The sequence below is a fragment of the Thalassobaculum sp. genome, assembly GCF_965223715.1.
In the GTDB taxonomy this organism is placed as follows: Bacteria; Pseudomonadota; Alphaproteobacteria; order Thalassobaculales; family Thalassobaculaceae; genus Thalassobaculum.
On record NZ_OZ245012.1, the window covers coordinates 248714 to 267616 of the forward strand.

Below are 18903 nucleotides of genomic sequence, written 5' to 3' on the forward strand. Positions count from 1 at the left end.
GACCACACGGACGTTCCGCTCGAGTTGCGGGACGGTATCGAACTGCTGGACACGGTCCTGGCCGGGGAGCCCGACCTGCCGGGTCCGGTCGCCCTCGCCGTATCGGGCGGGCCCGACAGTATCGCCCTGCTCCATCTGGCCGACCATTGGTCGCGGCTGCGGCAACGGCCGCTGCTGGTGCTTACCGTCGACCACGGCCTGCGCCCGGAAGCGGCGGCCGAAGCGGCCGGGGTGGCACGGCGGGCCACCGCACTGGGCCATTCCCATCGGATCCTGGCCTGGACCGGCCGCAAGCCCAAGGCGGGGCTCCAGGCCGCGGCCCGGGAGGCCCGGCTGGCGCTGCTGACCGAGGCCTGCCACAAGGCCGGGGCGACCACCCTGCTGCTGGCCCATCACCGCGACGACCAGGCCGAGACGGTGCTGCACCGCATAGACCGCGACACCGGACCCGAAGGGCTGGCCGGCATGGCGGCGGTCGCGTGGCGGGGCGGGATAAGGCTGGCGAGGCCCTTCCTGTCGCTGCCGAAGGAGCGGCTGGTGGCCACCTGCCGCGCCGCCGGCTTGGACTATGCCGAAGACCCGACGAATGCCGATCCCCGGTTCACCCGGGCCGACCTGCGCCGGCTGCGGCCGGCCCTGGAGGCGGTGGGCCTGACCGCCGACCGGCTGGCCCGGCTGGCAGAGGCGATGGGCGGCGCGCGGCGCGCCATGGACCGGGAGGTGAAGGGCTGGCTCGTCCGCCATGCCGTGATCCATCCCTGCGGCACCTGCCGGCTCGACCGCCGGGCGCTGACCGCCGAGCGCAGCGACTTCACCGCCGCCGTCCTGCGCCACGTGCTCAGGATAGCGGGCGAGGCCGGGTATCCGCCGGGCACCGGGGCCATGGCCGGGCTGCTCGACTGGGTGACCAACGGGGCGGCCGCACCGCGCCGTACCCTGCGGGGATGCCTGCTGCAGGCCGACGGCGAGACCCTGACCGTGATGCGCGAGGAGGTGGCCTGCGCGCCGCCGCTCTGCATACAGGGCGGGCAGACCGCCTGCTGGGACGGTCGCTTCCTCATACGCAACGAAACATCCTCGCCGATAAATGTCGGACCTTGCGGGGCGGAGGGCTGGCGCCGGATCAAGCGCTTAGGTCTGGATGCGACGCTTCCGGACGACGCGCGGGCCCTGCCGCACGCCGCCCGACTCGCGTGGCCGATTGTGACTGACCTTGACGGGGTGGTCGCGCTCCCCCACCTTGTGCTGGGCGAACGGAGGGCGCCCGACCCGCATGAAATTGGGGTGGTCATCCACCTGCTGGCGACGCGTGAGCGACGGATCGATGGGCCGATGGCCAATGGAAGGCTGACGACGTGAATAATTTCGGCAAGAATCTCGCTCTCTGGATCATCATCGGCGTCCTGCTCGTGGCGCTGTTCAACCTGTTCCAGGGATCTTCCCCGCGCACGGGCCAGCGCAGCCTCGCCTATTCGGACTTCCTGTCCGAAGTCGAGAGCGGGCGCGTCAACCAGGTCACCATCCAGGGCCAGCAGATTTCCGGCCGGTTCTCCGACGGCAGCACCTTTCAGACCTATGCGCCGCAGGACGCCGACCTTGTCCAGCGCCTGAACACCTCCGGCGTGCGGATCTCCGCGGCACCGCCGGAAGAGGGCACCTCCGGGCTGTTCCAGATCCTGCTGAGCTGGTTCCCCATGCTGCTGTTCATCGCGGTGTGGATCTTCTTCATGCGCCAGATGCAGGGCGGCGGCGGCAAGGCCATGGGCTTCGGCAAGAGCCGCGCCCGGCTGCTGACCGAGAAGACCGGACGCGTGACGTTCGACGACGTCGCCGGCATCGACGAGGCGAAGTCCGAGCTGGAAGAGATCGTCGAGTTCCTGAAGGACCCGCAGCGCTTCCAGCGCCTGGGCGGCAAGATCCCCAAGGGCTGTCTGCTGGTGGGCCCTCCGGGTACCGGTAAGACGCTGCTGGCCCGCGCCATCGCCGGCGAAGCCAATGTGCCGTTCTTCACCATCTCCGGCTCCGACTTCGTGGAGATGTTCGTCGGCGTCGGCGCCAGCCGCGTGCGCGACATGTTCGAGCAGGGCAAGAAGAACGCCCCCTGCATCATCTTCATAGACGAGATCGACGCGGTCGGCCGCCATCGCGGCGCCGGCCTGGGCGGCGGCAACGACGAGCGCGAGCAGACCCTGAACCAGCTTCTGGTCGAGATGGACGGGTTCGAGGCGAACGAGGGCGTGATCCTCATCGCCGCGACCAACCGTCCGGACGTGCTCGACCCGGCCCTGCTGCGTCCCGGTCGCTTCGACCGTCAGATCGTCGTGCCGAACCCGGACATTCTGGGCCGCGAGAAGATCCTGAAGGTGCACATGCGCAAGGTCCCGTTGGGCCCGGATGTCGACGCGCGCACCATCGGCCGCGGCACCCCCGGCTTCTCCGGCGCCGACCTCGCCAACCTGGTCAACGAGGCCGCCCTGCTGGCCGCCCGCAAGGGCAAGCGCGTGGTCGGCATGACCGAGTTCGAGGAAGCAAAGGACAAGGTCATGATGGGCTCGGAGCGCCGCTCCATGGTCATGACCGACGAGGAGAAGAAGCTGACCGCCTATCACGAGGCCGGTCACGCCATCGTCGCCCTGCACTGCCCGGACAGCGATCCGATCCACAAGGCGACCATCATCCCGCGCGGCCGTGCGCTGGGCATGGTGATGCGTTTGCCGGAAGGCGACCGGATCTCGCTCTCCAAGGCCAAGCTCGAGGCCGACCTGCGGGTCGCCTGCGGCGGCCGCATCGCCGAGGACCTGATTTTCGGCGCCGAGCGGATCACCACCGGTGCGTCCTCCGACATCCGCATGGTCTCCGAGATGTCGCGCCGGATGATCACGGAATGGGGCATGAGCGACAAGCTCGGCTTCCTGGCCTATTCCGCCGATCAGCAGGAGGTGTTCCTGGGCCACTCGGTGACCCAGCAGAAGAACGTTTCCGACGCGACCGCCAATGTGATCGATGAGGAGATCCGCCGGATCACCGACGAGGCCTATGACGACGCCCGCCGGATCCTCGAAGAGAATATGGACGACCTGCACACCCTTGCGAAGGGCCTGCTGGAATACGAGAGCCTGTCCGGCGACGAGATCCAGGAACTCCTGGCCAGCGGCTCGGTGAATCGCGGCGGCCGCGACGAGCCGTCCAAGCCGAGCGGCCCCGGCCGTCGCGCCTCGGTCCCGACCGGCGGCACCGCCCCCGGCGGCGGCATGGAGCCCGATCCCCAGCCCGGCGACTGATCCGCCCGGTTCGGGTGGCCCTCCACCGCACACGGTCCCGTCCATGACGCTTCCCATCCTTCGTGAGCCCGCGCCTTGGCGCGGGCTTACCGCATCTGCCCCAACCCTCCCCACCCAGGCACGCCCCGGCTATGCCCGGCCGGTCGATCTGCTCCACGGCCCGGCCGCCGAGGCCGCGATCGCGTCCGGCGAAGCGCTTCCCCTGGCCGGCGGGCCGGTGGCCTTCCGGCGCCTGGAGCTGATCCGCCGGGAGGCCGGTGCGGTGCGGGTGCAGACCGTCGCCCCGGCCGATCTCGACCCCGCGCTCCTGCCGGCGGGCCTGCTGGAGCGGCTGACGGCACCGCGCGGGCCGGTTTGGAGCGAGGACGGCCCGGCGATCATGGGCATCGTCAACGTCACCCCGGACAGCTTCTCCGACGGCGGTCGCTTCGCGTCGCGCGACGCCGCCATCGCCCAGGGCCGCCGGCTGGCGGAGGAGGGCGCGCAGATCCTCGATATCGGTGGGGAGTCCACCCGACCGGGGGCCGCCGAGGTCTCGGTGCAGCAGGAGATCGACCGGGTCGTGCCGGTGATCGAGGTGCTGGCGGGGGAGGGGCATCGGGTCTCCGTCGACACCCGCAAGGCGCCGGTGATGCGCGCCGCCCTGGAGGCCGGAGCGGCGATCGTCAACGACGTCTCGGCCCTGGCCTATGACCCGGAGGCGCCCGCTCTGCTGGCCCGCTATGACTGCCCGGTCGTGCTGATGCATATGCGCGGCGAGCCCGGAACGATGCAGGCCGACCCGCGGTACGATTGCGCACCATTGGAGGTCTTCGACGAGCTCGAGGCCCGCCTGGCGGCGGCCGAGGCTGCCGGGATCGCCCGGGAGCGGCTGGTGGTCGACCCGGGCTTCGGCTTCGCCAAGACGGCCGCCCACAACATCCAGGTGACCGCTTGGCTCACCCTGCTGCATGGGATGGGGCGGCCCGTATTGTTCGGTGCGTCGCGCAAGAGTTCGATCGGGGCCCTGTCGCGGGGGGAGAAGGCCGACGACCGGTTGCCCGGATCGATCGCCCTGGCGCTTGCGGCGTATGATTTCGGGGCGCAGACGGTGCGGGTACACGATGCGGCGGAGACGGCACAGGCCTTCGCCTTGCGCCGAGCGATCCAGCAGGAATCTTGAGCCGGTGCGTTAATCACCTTTAAAGATGCAATACGCTATAAATATCGAAACGATCGAAAGAACCTGACACGCCATGGCCCGCACACTTTTCGGAACCGACGGCATCCGCGGCCGCGCCAATGCCGAGCCCATGACCCCGGCAACCACGATGGCCGTGGCCATGGCAGCCGGCGCCCGCTTCCGGTCCGACCATGGTCGCCGCAACCTCGTGCTGATCGGCAAGGACACGCGGCTGTCGGGCTACATGATCGAACCGGCGATGGTCGCGGGCTTCACCTCCATCGGCATGGACGTGGTCCTGGTCGGCCCGATGCCGACCCCGGCGGTGGCGATGTTGGTCCAGTCCATGCGCGCCGATCTCGGCGTGATGATCTCCGCCTCCCACAACCCCTATTACGACAACGGCATCAAGCTGTTCGGCCCGGACGGCTACAAGCTGTCCGACGCGGTCGAGGCGGAGATCGAGGAACTGGTCGAGCGCTGGCAGACCCTGCCGCTCGCCGCCTCCGACGCGCTCGGCCGCGCCCGACGGCTGGAGGACGAGCAGGGCCGCTATATCGAGGTGGTCAAGTCCACCTTCCCCCGCGACCTGCGGCTCGACGGCCTGAAGGTGGTGATCGACTGCGCCAACGGGGCCGCCTATCGGGCAGCGCCCCGGGTGCTGTTTGAGCTCGGCGCCGAGGTGATCCCCATGGGCGTGTCGCCGGACGGGTTCAACATCAACGAGGCCTGCGGCGCCACAGCTCCCGAGGCGATGATGGCCCGGGTGCAGGCCGAGGGCGCCGATGTCGGAATCGCCCTGGACGGCGACGCCGACCGGCTGATCCTGGCCGACGAGACCGGGCACAAGCTGGACGGCGACCAGATCCTCGGCCTGATCGGCGGCTCCTGGCTGGTGGACGGACGGCTCAGCGGCGGCGGCGTGGTCGCCACGGTGATGTCCAATCTCGGGCTGGAGCGCTACCTGAACGGCATCGGGCTGGAACTGGTCCGGGCGAAGGTCGGCGACCGCTACGTGCTGGAGGCGATGCGCGAGGGCGGCTACAACGTCGGCGGCGAGCAGTCCGGCCACATGATCCTGTCCGACCACGGCACCACCGGCGACGGTCTGGCGGCGGCCCTGCAGGTGCTGGCGGCGATGAAGCGGGCGGACAAGCCGCTGTCTCAGGTCGCCCGGGTGTTCGAACCGATGCCGCAGGTCCTGCGCAACGTCCGCTTCGCCGGCGGCGACCCGCTGGCCACCGACCCGGTGAAGGCGGCGATCGAGGCGAGCAAGAACAAGCTGGGCGAGGCCGGACGGCTGGTGATCCGCAAGTCGGGGACCGAGCCGCTCATCCGGGTCATGGCCCAGGGCGACGACGAAGGCGAGGTGGTGGCTGCGGTCGACCGGGTCGTGGACGCCATCGAACAAACTGGCACCAAAGCGGCGGAGTAAGAGCGGTCATGCCAAGGTCGACGAAAGGGCGTGTTCTGATCGCCGCCGGCTCCGATTCCGGCGGTGGGGCGGGCATTCAGGCGGACATCAAGGCGGTGACGGCGCTGGGCGGCTACGCCATGACCGCCATCACCGCGCTGACCGCGCAGAACACCAAGGGTGTGTTCGGTGTCCATCCGGTGCCGATCCCGTTCCTGCGCCAGCAGCTCGACCTGCTGTTCGACGACCTCGGCGCCGACGTGATCAAGACCGGGATGCTGCATTCCGGGCCGGTGATCGACACCATCGTCGACGTGATCGAAGAGAAGGGGATGCATGTCCCGCTGGTGGTCGACCCGGTGATGGTGGCCAAGGGCGGCCATCCGCTGCTGGACCCCGAGGCGATGCAGGTGCTGAAGGCGCGGCTGATCCTGCGCGCTCATCTGCTGACCCCGAACCTGCCGGAGGCGGAACTGCTGACCGGCATGACGATCAAGGACGTGGACGACATGCACCACGCCGCCGAGATGCTGCTGTCGCTGGGCCCGCCGGCGGTGCTGCTGAAGGGCGGGCACCTGTCCTCGGACACGGTGGTGGACCTGCTGGCGACGGAGGACGGCGTGCGCGCCTTCAAGAGCCCGCGGATCGCCGGCACCAACACCCACGGCACCGGCTGCACCCTCGCCTCCGCCATCGCAACGGGCCTTGCCCAGGGGCTGTCGGTGGAGAAGGCGGTGGATCGGGCGCGCAAATACGTGACCACGGCCATCGCCACGGCACCGGGCTACGGTGCCGGCCACGGGCCGCTGAACCACGTCCATACGGTCAAGGAGAACGCCTGACGCCCTCGACCGGAGGTCCGGCGCCGTCGCTTATTCGGCGGCGGCGGGCTTGTGGCTGACCGGCCGTCCGGCACGGCTCTCGGCCAGTTCCTCGAAGCGCTCCATGGTGTGCTGCGACCACTGGACGATATCGTAGTGGCTCACGTTCTTCCGCATCATCTGCATGCGGGCCCTCTGCTCCTCCGGCTTCATGTCCAGCGCCTGGTCGATGGCGGCGTCCATGAAGCGTTCGGAATAGGGGTTGGTCATCACCGCGTAGGGGAGCTGGACCGCCGCCCCCATGAATTCTGAGATCACCAGGCACCCCTGCTCGTCGATCCGGGCCGCACAGTATTCCTTGCAGACCAGGTTCAGCCCGTCGCGCAGCGGCGTCAGCCAGCACACGTCGGCGGCGCGGAAATAGGCGATCAGGTCCTCCAGCGGCACGGCACCGGTGAATAGCATGATCGGCGTCCATTCGAAGGTGCCGAACCGCCCGTTGATGCGGCCGACCAGCCCCTCGATCTCCTCCTGCACCCGGCGGTAGACGGCCATGTTCTGATTGGCCAGGACCGAGACGCACATGAGGCGGATCCCGCCGTGCAGATCCTCGCGGCGCTCCAGCAGGCGCTCGAAGGATTCCAGCATCTCCTTGGTGCCCTTGGTGTAGTCGGTGCGGGCGACGGAGACGATCAGCCGCTTGCCGGCCAACTCCTCCTTGATCTCCTTAAGCTTGGCCTCGGTTGCCTCGGAGCGGGCAACCTCCTCGATGTAGTTGACGTTGGTGCCGACCGGGAACGCGTCGATGTTGACGATCTGCTCCCGGTACTTCAGCCGCGTGATGATTGTCGGCTCGGACAGGGCCATGCCACGGGGCGACATGCCGTCCTCGACGTCGATCTCCTCCTCGATGGAGACGTCGAACAGCGTTCGGGCTGCATTGGCGAAGTTCACGGCGTAGCGTGGAATGTGGAAGCCGACCTGGTCGCAGTGCAGCAGGCTGTCCATGATCTCGTTGCGCCAGGGCAGCACGTTGAACACGTCTGGCGACGGGAACGGCGTGTGGTGGAAGAACGAGATTCGGGCGTTCGGCTTCATCTGGCGCAGATAGACCGGGACGAGCCAGAGATTGTAGTCGTGTATCCAGATGATGGCGTCGTCGGCGGCCTGCTCGGCGGCGGCCTGGGCGAACAGGAAGTTCACCTCCTGGAAGGTCGGCCAGTCGACCGGTCCGTAGTCGTAGGCGTCGACGAAGGAGTGCAGGATCGGCCAGAGCGCCTCCTTGGAGGTGACGGCGTAGAAGCTGTTCACCTGATCCTCGGTCAGCGCCAGGCGCGAGACCGTGTAATCGCCGAAATCGTCGCTGATGGTGACCACGCGCTCCCAGTCCGGCATCTCGCCGTAGTCTCGCAGTTTCCAAGCGATCCAGGCGCCGTGGGAGACTTCACCGAAGAAGCTTTTGAGGGTGGGCACAATTCCGTTCGGGCTCTTGTTCGCCCGGAGCTCGATCTTCCCGTCGACCTCGACTTCCTCGTAAGGCTGGCGATGGTAGACGATGACCAGATCGGATTTCATGCCGCTGCCCCCCGCAGGCTTGTCAGTGTTTCGATCACCTCATGGATGCCGGCGGCACCGTCGCCCCGACTGATTGTGGTGTTCTCCAGGGACCTAACGCGCGAGACGAGGTCCGGTTCGCTGTTCGCGACCGCCACGCCGCGCAGGCCGGTCTCGAACAGCGACAGGTCGTTCATCGTGTCGCCGGCGACCAGCACCTGGTCTGGGTCGATCTTCAGGTGATCGACCAGCCGCAGGAGGGTCGGCCCCTTGCTGACGCCCCTGGGCAGAACGTCGAGATAGGTGCTGGCGGAGGTCAGGCAGTCGAAGCCCGCCGCCTCGATCCGCTCTGCCACCGCCGGGTCGTAGCGGTCCGGGTCGTAGTAGTAGCTCACCCGGTAGCGGAACGGGGTCGGCTGCAATTCCAGCCAGTCCACATCGGCCAGCATCGCGCGCACCCGGTCGCCCGCATCGCCCCAGCGCCGGGCGATGTCGGCCTCCAGCTCCGGCACGGTCTCGAACGCCTCGCCCTGGACGATGGTGGTGCCCACGTCGCCGATCACGAAGTCCGGCTTGGGAACCCAGCCGTCGCCGGTCAGCTCGCGGATGAAGGGGATGTCGCGCCCGGTGACGAAGACCAGCGAGATCCGGTCGCGGTTCGCGTCGATGGCCGAATAAAGCCGCGTGCGCTCCTCGTCCGTGCCGCCGAGAAAGGTACCGTCCAGGTCGGTCGCCAGGACGACATCCGCCTTGCTGGGGTCGGTGCGGGTCATGGCAGCATCTCCGATACGTAGTCCTCGACGTCGTCTTCGTTCCCGTGCGGGATCCGGATGTTCAGCGCCGCCGGCTCGGCCTTCAGCGGCCGCTCCATCAGGCGGCCGATCGCCTCCGAGATCTCCACGCCGTCGGCGACGATGGAGCGCACCGCCTCGCAGATCGGCATTTCCACGCCGAGCTTGCGGGCGAGGTCGGTGACGGAGACGGCGTTGACCACGCCCTCCACCACCGTGCGGCGGTTGCTGAGCAGGTCCTCCTGGCGCTGGCGCTCGCCGAGCGCCTTGCCGAACGACATGTTGCGCGATTGTTCCGACGAGCAGGTCAGCGCCAGATCGCCCATGCCGGACAGGCCGGTGACGGTCTCGCGCCGTCCGCCCAGCGCCTGGGCCAGGGTCTTCATCTCATCCAGGCCGCGGGTGATCAGGGCCGCCCAGGTATTGGCGCCGAAGCCTGAGCCGCTGGCGATGCCGCAGGCGATGGCGATCACGTTCTTCACTGCGCCGCCGACCTCCACGCCGATCAGATCGTCGGAGATGTAGGGGCGGAAGGAGGGGGTGGCCAGCGCCAGGGACAGCCGGGTCGCGAGCGCCCCGTGCGGGTTCTCCGCCGCGTCGGCCGAGGCGATGGTCACCGCCGTCGGATGGCCGCCGGCGACCTCTGAGGCGAAGCTCGGGCCCGACAGGACGGCGATCGGCCGGCCGGGCATGGCCTCAGCTACGACGGTCGTCATCAGCTTGCCGCTCTCGCGCTCCACACCCTTGCTGGCCAGCACCACGGGCACGCCGGGGGCCGCCACTGCGTGAACCCGCTCACCGATATCGCGAATGGCCTGGGAGGGCACCACCAGCAGGATCGCGTCCACGCTGGCCACGGCCTCGGCCATGTCGGAGGTCGCGCTCACCGCGTCGGGAATGTCGTAGCCGGCGAGGAGCTGGGCATTGGTGCGGTCGCGGTTGATCGCGGCGGACAGGGCCGGATCGCGGGCCCAGAGCTTGACCTCGGCGCCGGCGCGGGCGGCGGTGATGGCGAGCGCGGTGCCCCAGGCACCGGCGCCGATCACGGCGAATTTTTCTATCGCCCGGGGGTCACTCTGATCGGAGGGGGACGCGTTCATGTCGGGTATGGGGGCATCTCCAAGGATTGAATTCGACCCCCTTAACATGCACCGCAGCGCGGAATGATCAAGGGTTGACCCCGGCGGGAGAGCCCCAGATTGCTGCAATGCAATATGGCCCGGGTTGATCCTCCGGCGCTGTCCCGGTTAGCACTATAGGGGTCCGGCGGGGCATCCTTACCACTCTACAGAGGAAGGAATCGCGATGACGACCGCGGTCATTCAGAACGAGGAACGGACACGGGAACTGGTGGCCTGGTGCCGCAATGCGCTCGACACCTCGGCCACCCATTTCGATGCCGGTCTTCAGATTGCCCGCGGGCTCGGTGCCCATAAACGTGACGGATTGTGCGAGGTCGGCTTCTGGGCGCCGGAACTGCTGGACCGGCGGATTCCCGACGGTGACATCTTCCTGGAGGTGCTGGAGCCGGAGGAGCCGGTGGACCTCACCGTGTCGCGCCAGACCCTTCGCATGCGCCGCCAGTTCGTGCCGGTGGGCCGCTGCGAGGCGTTCTGCTTCGCCGCCGTGGAGGGGATGCGGGCGGGGACGCGCGACGAGGTCGGCTCGTTCTACGCGCTGGCATGGCGCGACGATGACGGCTGGCACCGCATCCTCGACCCGCTGGCCGCCTCGCTGCCGTTCGGCGTCTTCGCGCCGGCCGAATATTATGACATCGCCGCCATGCAGGCCCGGCGCGGCGATCGGGACTACTTCGCCAATCTGCCGGAGGGCGACCCGGTCAAGCTCGGCCCGCCGGTGAACATCCTGCAGATCCACGTCGCCACCGCGACGGCCGGCGGAACGCTCGCGAGCCTGACGAGGCGCTTCGAGCACCTGGCCGAGCGGGTGCGCATGAAGCTGCCGGTGGAGCCGGCGGATCGGATCTTCCTCGGCTACGACGCCGTCCAGCTCCTGCCGGTGGAGCCGACGACGGTGTTCGAGACCGGCCCGGATTTTTGGGAGGAGATCGCCGATGACGATCCGGACGACGACGGGGTCACCGTCGAGCTGCACCGGCCGAACACCACGAACTGGGGCTATGACATCGTGATCTCCGGCATGGGGGCGGTGAACCCGGCGATCCTGGAGACCGGCCGGCCGGACGAACTGGTCGATCTCGCCGCGGCGCTGCACAACTTCCCGGGCGGGCCGAAGAAGCTTGTCTTCGACGTGGTCTTCGGCCACAGCGACAACCAGGGTCTGAAGGCGCTGAACCACCACTATTTCGCCGGCCCCAACATGTACGGGCAGAACATCAACTACCGCAACGGCATCGTGCGCGCCGTGCTGCTCGAGATGCAGCGCCGCAAGGGCGATTTCGGCGCCGACGGCATCCGCGTCGATGGCGCCCAGGACTTCACCTTCTGGGACAGCAACACCGAGCGGGTCGAGCACGACGACGAATACCTGCAGTCCATGTCCGATGTGGTGCAGGAGGTGGCGGACCGCCGCTACCGGCCGTGGTTCGTGTTTGAGGACGGCCGGCCCTGGCCCCAGGAGGACTGGGAGCTGTCCTCGACCTACCGGGCGGTGATCGATGCCCAGCGCGACGACGACGTGTTCCAGTGGGGACCGCTGACCTTCGCCCACAACACGCCGTTCCTCTATACGTTCTGGCTGTCCAAGTGGTGGCGGATCCGCGAGATCATGGAGCACGGGGCGCACTGGATCTCCGGCTGCGCCAACCACGACACCCTGCGGCGCGGCACCCAGATCAACCCGAAGCTCAACGTGAACACCCGACTGGGCGACACCCGGATGGAGATCCTGGACAAGGCCTATGACAACCCGGCCGTCTCGCTGATCACCTACGGTGTGTTCCCCGGCGTGCCGATGGACTTCCTCAACGCCTCGGCTCGGGCGAGCTGGGGATTCATCCGCAACCAGGACGACCAGTACGGCGTGAAGGTGGTGTCCGAGGAGGCGATCTCCCTGAAATGGCAGGTCGACAACTACTCCTACTCGATCCCGATGGCGTTCCGGCGGCTCAAGGCGATGGGCTTCGAGGACCGGGAGAGCCTGGTCCGCTTCATGGAGTTCCTGCCCGCCCTGGTGGAGGTGACCGGCTACGACCTGGACGTCATCGCCAAGCTGCTGAACGAGGTTGACCCGCCGCTCGCCGGGCCCGCGCCGTTCACGGTTCCGATCCTGAAGGAGATCGCCCGGGCCTGGATGGACGACATGCACGACTACTGCAACGTGTCGGGCTACGAGGCGGCGCTGAGCGAGAGCCAGACCGCGTTCAACCTCGGCCTGCGCTCGTTCCGTCATGCGCGGCCGTGGCTGCGCGACAACCTGGGGCCGGACGACGTCTACGAGTACCGCGAGCCGGTCGATGGCCGGGTGCTGTTCGGGACCCTCCGCCACGGACCGGACGGCGAGCAGGTCTTCGCCATCGCCCATCTGGAGGGCGGGGTGATGGAGGATTTCGACCCGCTGACCCTGCCGATCAAGGGGCTGGAGGGGGACGGCTGGAACGTCGCCCTGCGCACCCCGCCGATCGGCGGCGACTATATCGGCGGGCCGATCACCCTGTCCGACAGCATGGGCGTGCTCTACACCCGCAGCGCCGACCGGCGCTGAGCGGGCGGAGGCTCAGGCTGAGTCCGACCAGTCCCCGCTGTCCGCGTCGTCGAGCTCCCAAGGCTTGGGCACCCGCGGCGGGATGGCGAAGGTCGGGGTCTCCTGATCCAGGCTGAGGTTCGGGTTGAAATAGGGGTCGGCGTCGAGCGCGTCGCCCCATTTGTTCCTCATCCACATCATCTCGCCGCGGAACCGGTCGCGCTTTTCGGCGGTGTCCTCCAGCCCTCGCGACACCGACTCGTGGTGGTACAGCTCGGCATAGGGGGTCAGCACGATGCGGTGGCCTGCGGCGCGGATCTTCAGGCAGAAATCCACGTCGTTGAAGGCGACCCGCAGCTCGTTCTCGTTCATGCCGCCGACCTGCTTGTAGATCTTCTTGGTGGTCAGCAGGCAGGCCGCCGTGGTCGCGGTGACGTTGTGGATGAGCTGGGCGCGGCTGAAATAGCCGGGCGCCTCGCGCGGCAGGTGCTTGTCGAAATGCCCGGCCACGCCGCCGATGCCGGTGGTGACGCCCACATGCTGCACGGTGTCGTTCGGGTAGTAGAGCTTGGCGCCGACCGCGCCGACACCCGGCCGCTGGAGCTGGCGCACCATCTCCTCCAGCCAGCCTTCGTCGATCGGCTCGATGTCGTTGTTCAGCAGCAGCAGGAGCGGGCCCTTGGCCTCGGCCGCCGCCAGGTTGTTCAGGCGGGAGAAGTTGAACGGCGCGTCGTCGCGCAGAATGGCGATCCGGTCGTCCTTCTGGATCTCGGCGAAATACTCCAGCGTCTCCGCCTTCTCCGAGCCGTTGTCGACGATGATCAGGTCCCAGTTCGGATAGGCGGTCTTCTCCAGCAGGCCGGTGACCACCATGCGCATCATGTCGACCCGGTCGCGGGTCGGCACGATGATGGTGACATGGGGCTTGCGGGCGGGCAGGGCCGGGACCACCCGGTGGCTGAACCCGTCGCGCCCGGCGATCACCTCTGCCTTCACGCCGTTGCGCTCCAGGTGCTCGGCGATCGCCTTGCGGGCGCGCTCGTAGGGATAGGTCTTCTCGCCGGTGCCGAGCGCCACGCTGCCGGCGACCATGCGCCAGTGGTAGAGCACTGCCGGAATGTGCCGGACCCGGTCGGTCGTGGTCTGATCCAGCACCCGTAGGGCGAGGTCGTAGTCCTGGCTACCCTCGAAGCCCTCGCGGAACCGGCCGGCCTTCTCGACCAGCGACCGACGGTAGACCCCCAGGTGGTTGATCATGTTCTGCGACAGGAACAGTTCCGGCGACCAGTCGGGCTTGAAGTAGGGGTCGGAGACCCGGCCCTCCTCGTCGATCTTGTCCTCGTCGGAGTACAGGATGTCCGCGTCCGGATTGGCCTCCAGGCTCGCCGCCATCCAGTACAGCGCGTCCTCGGTCAGCTCGTCGTCATGGTCGAGCAGGGCGATCCAGTCGCCGGTGGCGATTTCCAGGGCGGAGTTGCTGGCCGCCGAGATATGGCCGTTGGTCTCGCGGAAGACCACCTTGATCCGCGGATCCTCGGCGGCGTAGCGCGTCAGCATCGCCCGGATTTCCGGGTTCTTGGAGCCGTCATCGGCGATGCACAGCTCCCAGGCGTCGTAGAGCTGGGCCTTCACGCTCTCGACCGCCTTCTCCAGCAGCGCCGGCGGCGTCTCATAGGTCGGCATGACGACGGAGAAGACCGGCTTGTTCTCCATGCGACCGACATGGGCGCGGATGGCCGCGCGGTCGCTGTCGGTCAGGGCATAGAACAGGTCGCGCCAGTCGTCATAGGTTTCGATCGGCTTGGGCAGCTTCTTTATCAGGTATTCCTTGAGCCCCTGGACTCCGCCGCGGCGCAGGTTGCCGACGATCGGGCGGATGCCCTCCTGGGCATAGGCGTTGGTCGCCAGCACCCGCAGCAGCTCCAGCCGCGTGATCTCCCGCGCCCGGATCGGTCCCATCTCGAACCGGCCCTTCCAACTGATCGGGTCCAGCCGGAGCCCTTTCACGTCGTCGGGCAGGCGCACGAAGCAGGTGACGTTGTTCCCGTCGGTCACCGGCAGCCGTTTGCGGTCGATCTCCGCGGTGCCGGACCCGGTATCGGCGAACAGCGACGGCGCGGCCAACCGGTCGGCCTTGATGCCGTAAGTCAGTTCGACCCACCCCGTGGGCATTCGGCCCCGGTCGGATTGCAGGACCATGACCGAGAAGGTGTCGGTGGCCTCCCAGACGTCGCCCTCGACATGCTTCGCCCGGAACAGCTCACCCGGCTTCAGCGTATGGGTGACGCGGCGCGCGCGTCGGACGGCGTTGCCCACCTTTCGCAAGGGCTTGGTGACACGCCAGGAGGTGGAGGATTCCAGCGCCTGGATGTGGTTCTGAAGATCGATCCGGGCCATCGCCAGGTTGTGGATATGGCCGTCCCGGTCCTTCACCTCCGACTGCAGGTCGGACACGTCGTCGCGAAGATCCTCGATCGTGTCGCGCAGGGAGGCGACGGTCTCCTCAAGGGCGCCGATGGTCCGGTCGCGATCGTCGATCATCCGCTCGCGCTCGGCGATGCGAGAGTCCCGCTCGGCGACCCGGCCGTCGCGCTCCTGAACGCTGTCGTCCAGAAGGCGGATGCGGTTGTCGCGAACGTCGATTTCCTCGCGCAGGCGCAGCTCGAGACCGGCCCAGTCGGCGAAGGTGTCGTCGAAGTAGTAGGAGGCGCGGTCGATCTCGTCCTGAACCTCGCGGACTGTCGCCAGGGCGGCATCCCGGTCGCCGCCATCGGCCAGACGCACTGCGTCGTAGACCCGCCCGATCCAGGCGGCCAGCGCCGGCTCGGTCTTCAGGATGTCGTCGTCCAGGGCGTGGTGGCGCAGCCCGACATCGAGGAAGCCGTCGATCTCCGCCGCCGCACCGTCCATCCGCTTGCCGAAGCCGAGATGCAGATCGGCGTCCACCCGCTCCATCTCGCCCCGCCAGCCGGCCATCAGCCGGTCGAAGCTGGCCCAGGACTGGGGCGCACCGTCGCTGGCGGTTAGTGCCTCGATCTGGTGACGCAGCCACAGCATCAGCGCCCGCCCGCGGGGCATGGCGTCGCGCCGCTCGAGCGAGCGGGCGATCTCCAGCGGATGGCGCAGCATGTGCAGCACCGTCGCCTGAACGCCGCGCGCCTCCAGCATCTGCCGCCAAAGGGGCAGCAGGCGGCACATGCGGGGATCCTTCACCCCCCAGAGCGCGGCGTCGGAGAATTCGGCGTCGAGGATGGCCTCCAGGTCGGCACGGGCCGCCTTCGTCGCCGGATGCTCCAGCCAATCCTGCGGCATCGCGCGCGGATCGTCCCAGCGCATGCCGAGATCGGCCAGCAGTCGGTCGTGGCGGGTCACCACCCCCTGATGTTCCCAGAACCCGCGCTCGTTATTGCCCTCGGCCGCCTCCATCAGGTCGGTGCCGAGATCGACGCCCAGGAGGTTGACCACGCGGGTCAGGGCGGAGGTGCCGCTGCGGTGCATGCCGAGAACCAGCAGGGCGGTCTGGGGCTTCTTTTCCGGGCTGGGAGCTGTCCCGACTTCCTGGTCGGCGGCGGGGGCGTCGGGCGTTGTAGGCATCGGCGATCCGGACAATGGGCTCCCAGTCCCCGTCGGGCGACTGAGGATTTGCAACAATTCCCGTTTCGTAACACACTCCGGGGCGGCCGTGGGGATGACAATTCCCTTTTAATGAATGTGCCGGTTTGGCTATAAGCCGAGACAGCCAAATCGGTCCTCATCCTCGATGCGGGCACCATAGCGATAGCGGACGACACGATGGGTAAATATCTCGACGATCTTTGGAACGACCTGGAGAAGACCTGGGATCTCGCCATGGAGATCAACGACCTTCCCGAGGCGGACCGGAGCGATGTTGCTGCCGCGTGGGAAAAGTTCAAAGGCTCGGACTTGGTCGACGCCGCCCGGACCGAGACCGAATCCGGAGAGACCAAGCCGCCGGTGAAGGTGTTCTGCACGAATATCTACGGCCTCCAGTACAACAGCGAGACCAAGTACTGGATCCCGTTCCGGCACGGGGATATCGATCTCGCCAAGTTCACTGAAGATTGAGGATAGGAAGACCCCTTCTGTCGGGGTCGGCCGGCGGTACTTTGTTGGGCGCTAACGCCCCCGCCTCGACGAGGCCGGACAGGTCGGTGCCGCGATGAAGAAGCAAGAACCCGTATCCGTCCACAATCTGTTGAAGGCCTGCTACACGGCCTTCATCGCCTGTGGCGTGTTCAGCTTCTTCGTCAACCTGCTGATGCTCACCATGCCGCTGTTCATGTTCCAGGTCTTCGACCGGGTTCTGGCCAGCCGCAGCGAATCGACCCTCTTTCTCCTGCTGATGATCGCCGCCTGTGCGCTGGCGGTCCAGGCGGCGCTGGACAGCGTTCGCTCCTTCGCCTTCGTGCGCATCTCGCGCTGGATCGACCGGCGGATCTCGCCGCTGCTGCTTTCCGCCGCCGTGGCCGAAGCGCTGGACCGGTCCAAGACCGCGAACAGCAACGCCCTGCGCCAGCTCTCGGTCCTGCGGAACTTCCTGACCGGTCCGGCCATGCTGACCGTGCTGGACATCCCCTGGGTCCCGATCTTTCTGCTGCTGATCCTGTATCTGAACCTGCCAATGGGGTTCGCCGCCCTCGGCGGGGCGCTGGTGATGCTGGCCCTCGGGCTGGCCAACGACCACCTGACCCGGCCGGCCCTTAACGAGGCGCAGTCCTACTCCAACCGGGCCTATGCCGCCGCCGACGCCGCCGTACGCAATGCCTCGGTGGTGGAGAGCATGGGCATGCGCCAGTCGGTGATCCGCCGCTTCCTGACCGAGAACGAGGCGGTTCTGGCGCTGCAGAGCAAGGCGAGCGACCGGGCGGCCATTTTCCTGGCGATCTCCAAATCGACCCGCATGCTGATCCAGATGCTGATCATGACGGTGGCGGCGACCCAGATCATCGATCCGCATACGCCGATGACCGGCGGCATGATGATCGCCAGCGTGCTGATCCTCGGCCGCGCGCTGCAGCCGATCGAGCAGGGCGTTGCCCAGGCCCGCGGCATGGTCGAGGCCTTCACCGCCTACAAGCAGGTGGAGCAGACCCTGCTCAACGCCCAGGGCCAGCCTGAGCGCATGCGGCTGCCGGATCCCGAAGGTCGGATCACGGCGGAAAACCTGTTCTACCAGCCCCAGGGCCTGGCCAAGCCGATCCTGCAGCGTATCCAGTTCGAGGTCGAACCGGGCGAGACGCTGGGCATCGTCGGTCCGTCGGCCGCCGGCAAATCGACCCTGGCGCGGCTGCTGGTCGGAGTGCAGCAGCCGACGGTCGGCACGGTGCGTCTGGACGGCGCCGACATCTATTCCTGGGACAACGAGGCGCTCGGCCAGCATATTGGCTACATGCCGCAGGACGTGGAACTGTTCTCCGGCACCGTCGCGCAGAATATCGGCCGGCTGCAGGAGCACCCGGACCCCGAGGAGGTGGTGAAGGCCGCCAAGCTGGCCGGGCTGCACGACCTGATCCTGCGCCTGCCGGACGGCTACGACACCGAGATCGGCTGGGGCGGTCAGCTCCTCTCCGGCGGTCAGCGCCAGCGCGTGGCCCTGGCCCGCGCCCTGTTCGGCAGCCCGCGGGTGGTCGTGCTGGACGAGCCCAACGCCAATCTCGACAGCCAGGGCGACGATGCGCTGGTGCAGGCGCTGAAGGCGCTGAAGGCGGCGAATGTGACGGTGATCCTGATCACCCACCGCCCGTCGACCCTGGCGCTCATGGACAAGATCCTGGTGCTGAACGGCGGCACGGTGCAGCGCTTCGGCCCGCGCGACGAGACCCTGTCCTTCCTGCAGCAGGGCCGCCGCCCGGCGCTCGAGGGTCCGGCGCCGCAGATCACCGACGGACGCGAGCAGCGCCCGCGCCCCGCCGAGCCGGAGCGCCGCGCGTCTGACACGGTGCCCACCGTCGCAGCCGAGCCTGAGATCAAGCGTCCGGAGGAAACGCCCCGCGCCGCTTCCCAGAATGCGGAAGCGCCGGCGGAGATCCTGGAGCCGCCGACCCCAGAAGACGACGCGCCCGATGCGCCGAAGGGCCCGCGGGGCCGCGGCGCGGTGGTGCGGCCGCCGTCGCCCTACAAGGCACGGGCGACCTCGCTTCAGGTGCAGAGCGTTCGGGCCATTTCGGCCGATCCGACCAAGGACTGAGCGGGAGCG

General features: G+C 68.0%; 12 protein-coding genes. 8 read left to right on the forward strand and 4 right to left on the reverse strand.

Going from position 1 to position 18903, the window contains the following annotated elements:
* Positions 1 to 24 precede the first annotated feature (24 nt).
* The 5 genes from tilS to thiD all read left to right on the forward strand — a co-directional run bounded on the left by tilS (position 25) and on the right by thiD (position 6699).
* Positions 25 to 1359, forward strand: coding sequence for a tRNA lysidine(34) synthetase TilS (gene tilS, locus ACOQOP_RS01205; protein WP_420564487.1), 1335 nt, complete (start codon positions 25 to 27; stop codon positions 1357 to 1359).
* Positions 1356 to 3281: an ATP-dependent zinc metalloprotease FtsH gene (gene ftsH / locus ACOQOP_RS01210; RefSeq protein WP_420564488.1), complete on the forward strand. Its 1926-nt coding sequence runs from the start codon at positions 1356 to 1358 to the stop codon at positions 3279 to 3281. The genes tilS and ftsH overlap by 4 nt, the downstream gene beginning before the upstream one ends.
* Before the next feature lie 43 nt (positions 3282 to 3324).
* Positions 3325 to 4443 carry a dihydropteroate synthase gene (folP, locus tag ACOQOP_RS01215; protein WP_420564489.1) on the forward strand — a complete coding sequence of 373 codons (1119 nt, stop codon included), beginning with the start codon at positions 3325 to 3327 and terminating at the stop codon, positions 4441 to 4443.
* 73 nt (positions 4444 to 4516) lie between these two features.
* Positions 4517 to 5878, forward strand: coding sequence for a phosphoglucosamine mutase (gene glmM / locus ACOQOP_RS01220; protein WP_420564490.1), 1362 nt, complete (start codon positions 4517 to 4519; stop codon positions 5876 to 5878).
* Between the two features lie 8 nt (positions 5879 to 5886).
* Positions 5887 to 6699, forward strand: coding sequence for a bifunctional hydroxymethylpyrimidine kinase/phosphomethylpyrimidine kinase (thiD, locus tag ACOQOP_RS01225; RefSeq protein ID WP_420564491.1), 813 nt, complete (start codon positions 5887 to 5889; stop codon positions 6697 to 6699).
* A gap of 30 nt (positions 6700 to 6729) precedes the next feature.
* On the opposite strand, the gene ggpS is transcribed toward thiD, so the two are convergent.
* The 3 genes from ggpS to ACOQOP_RS01240 are packed head-to-tail and all read right to left on the reverse strand — an operon-like array spanning position 6730 to position 10123.
* Entirely contained in the window at positions 6730 to 8253 is a 1524-nt protein-coding gene (ggpS, locus tag ACOQOP_RS01230; protein WP_420564492.1) for a glucosylglycerol-phosphate synthase, read from the reverse strand.
* Positions 8250 to 9005, reverse strand: coding sequence for an HAD-IIB family hydrolase (locus tag ACOQOP_RS01235; RefSeq protein WP_420564493.1), 756 nt, complete (start codon positions 9003 to 9005; stop codon positions 8250 to 8252). The genes ggpS and ACOQOP_RS01235 overlap by 4 nt, the downstream gene beginning before the upstream one ends.
* Positions 9002 to 10123 carry an NAD(P)H-dependent glycerol-3-phosphate dehydrogenase gene (locus tag ACOQOP_RS01240; protein ID WP_420564494.1) on the reverse strand — a complete coding sequence of 374 codons (1122 nt, stop codon included), beginning with the start codon at positions 10121 to 10123 and terminating at the stop codon, positions 9002 to 9004. Before ACOQOP_RS01240 ends, ACOQOP_RS01235 begins: the two co-directional genes overlap by 4 nt.
* A 205-nt stretch (positions 10124 to 10328) precedes the next feature.
* On the opposite strand from ACOQOP_RS01240, the gene gghA reads away from it, so the two are divergent.
* A complete protein-coding gene (gene gghA, locus ACOQOP_RS01245; RefSeq protein WP_420564495.1) occupies positions 10329 to 12707 on the forward strand; it encodes a glucosylglycerol hydrolase in 2379 nt (792 codons plus the stop codon).
* A 12-nt stretch (positions 12708 to 12719) separates the two neighbouring features.
* Here the strand turns inward: gghA and ACOQOP_RS01250 are convergent, their stop codons facing one another.
* Positions 12720 to 16280 carry a glycosyltransferase gene (locus tag ACOQOP_RS01250; protein ID WP_420564496.1) on the reverse strand — a complete coding sequence of 1187 codons (3561 nt, stop codon included), beginning with the start codon at positions 16278 to 16280 and terminating at the stop codon, positions 12720 to 12722.
* A gap of 198 nt (positions 16281 to 16478) precedes the next feature.
* Between ACOQOP_RS01250 and ACOQOP_RS01255 the strand changes: the two genes are divergently transcribed.
* Together ACOQOP_RS01255 and ACOQOP_RS01260 are read left to right on the forward strand one after the other, a co-directional pair.
* Positions 16479 to 16772, forward strand: a complete 294-nt coding sequence (locus ACOQOP_RS01255; RefSeq protein WP_420564497.1) for a hypothetical protein — start codon at positions 16479 to 16481, stop codon at positions 16770 to 16772.
* A gap of 94 nt (positions 16773 to 16866) precedes the next feature.
* Positions 16867 to 18894 carry a type I secretion system permease/ATPase gene (locus ACOQOP_RS01260; RefSeq protein ID WP_420564498.1) on the forward strand — a complete coding sequence of 676 codons (2028 nt, stop codon included), beginning with the start codon at positions 16867 to 16869 and terminating at the stop codon, positions 18892 to 18894.
* Positions 18895 to 18903 lie beyond the last annotated feature (9 nt).

Excerpts from the sequence above, each read along its gene's own strand:
- gghA (WP_420564495.1), top strand. The coding sequence starts at position 10,329 with ATGACGACCGCGGTCATTCAGAACGAGGAACGGACACGGGAACTGGTG.
- folP (WP_420564489.1), top strand. The coding sequence starts at position 3,325 with ATGACGCTTCCCATCCTTCGTGAGCCCGCGCCTTGGCGCGGGCTTACC.
- ACOQOP_RS01255 (WP_420564497.1), top strand. The coding sequence starts at position 16,479 with ATGGGTAAATATCTCGACGATCTTTGGAACGACCTGGAGAAGACCTGG.
- ACOQOP_RS01260 (WP_420564498.1), top strand. The coding sequence starts at position 16,867 with ATGAAGAAGCAAGAACCCGTATCCGTCCACAATCTGTTGAAGGCCTGC.
- glmM (WP_420564490.1), top strand. The coding sequence starts at position 4,517 with ATGGCCCGCACACTTTTCGGAACCGACGGCATCCGCGGCCGCGCCAAT.
- ACOQOP_RS01240 (WP_420564494.1), bottom strand. The coding sequence starts at position 10,123 with ATGAACGCGTCCCCCTCCGATCAGAGTGACCCCCGGGCGATAGAAAAA.
- ACOQOP_RS01235 (WP_420564493.1), bottom strand. The coding sequence starts at position 9,005 with ATGACCCGCACCGACCCCAGCAAGGCGGATGTCGTCCTGGCGACCGAC.
- ggpS (WP_420564492.1), bottom strand. The coding sequence starts at position 8,253 with ATGAAATCCGATCTGGTCATCGTCTACCATCGCCAGCCTTACGAGGAA.
- thiD (WP_420564491.1), top strand. The coding sequence starts at position 5,887 with ATGCCAAGGTCGACGAAAGGGCGTGTTCTGATCGCCGCCGGCTCCGAT.
- ACOQOP_RS01250 (WP_420564496.1), bottom strand. The coding sequence starts at position 16,280 with ATGCCTACAACGCCCGACGCCCCCGCCGCCGACCAGGAAGTCGGGACA.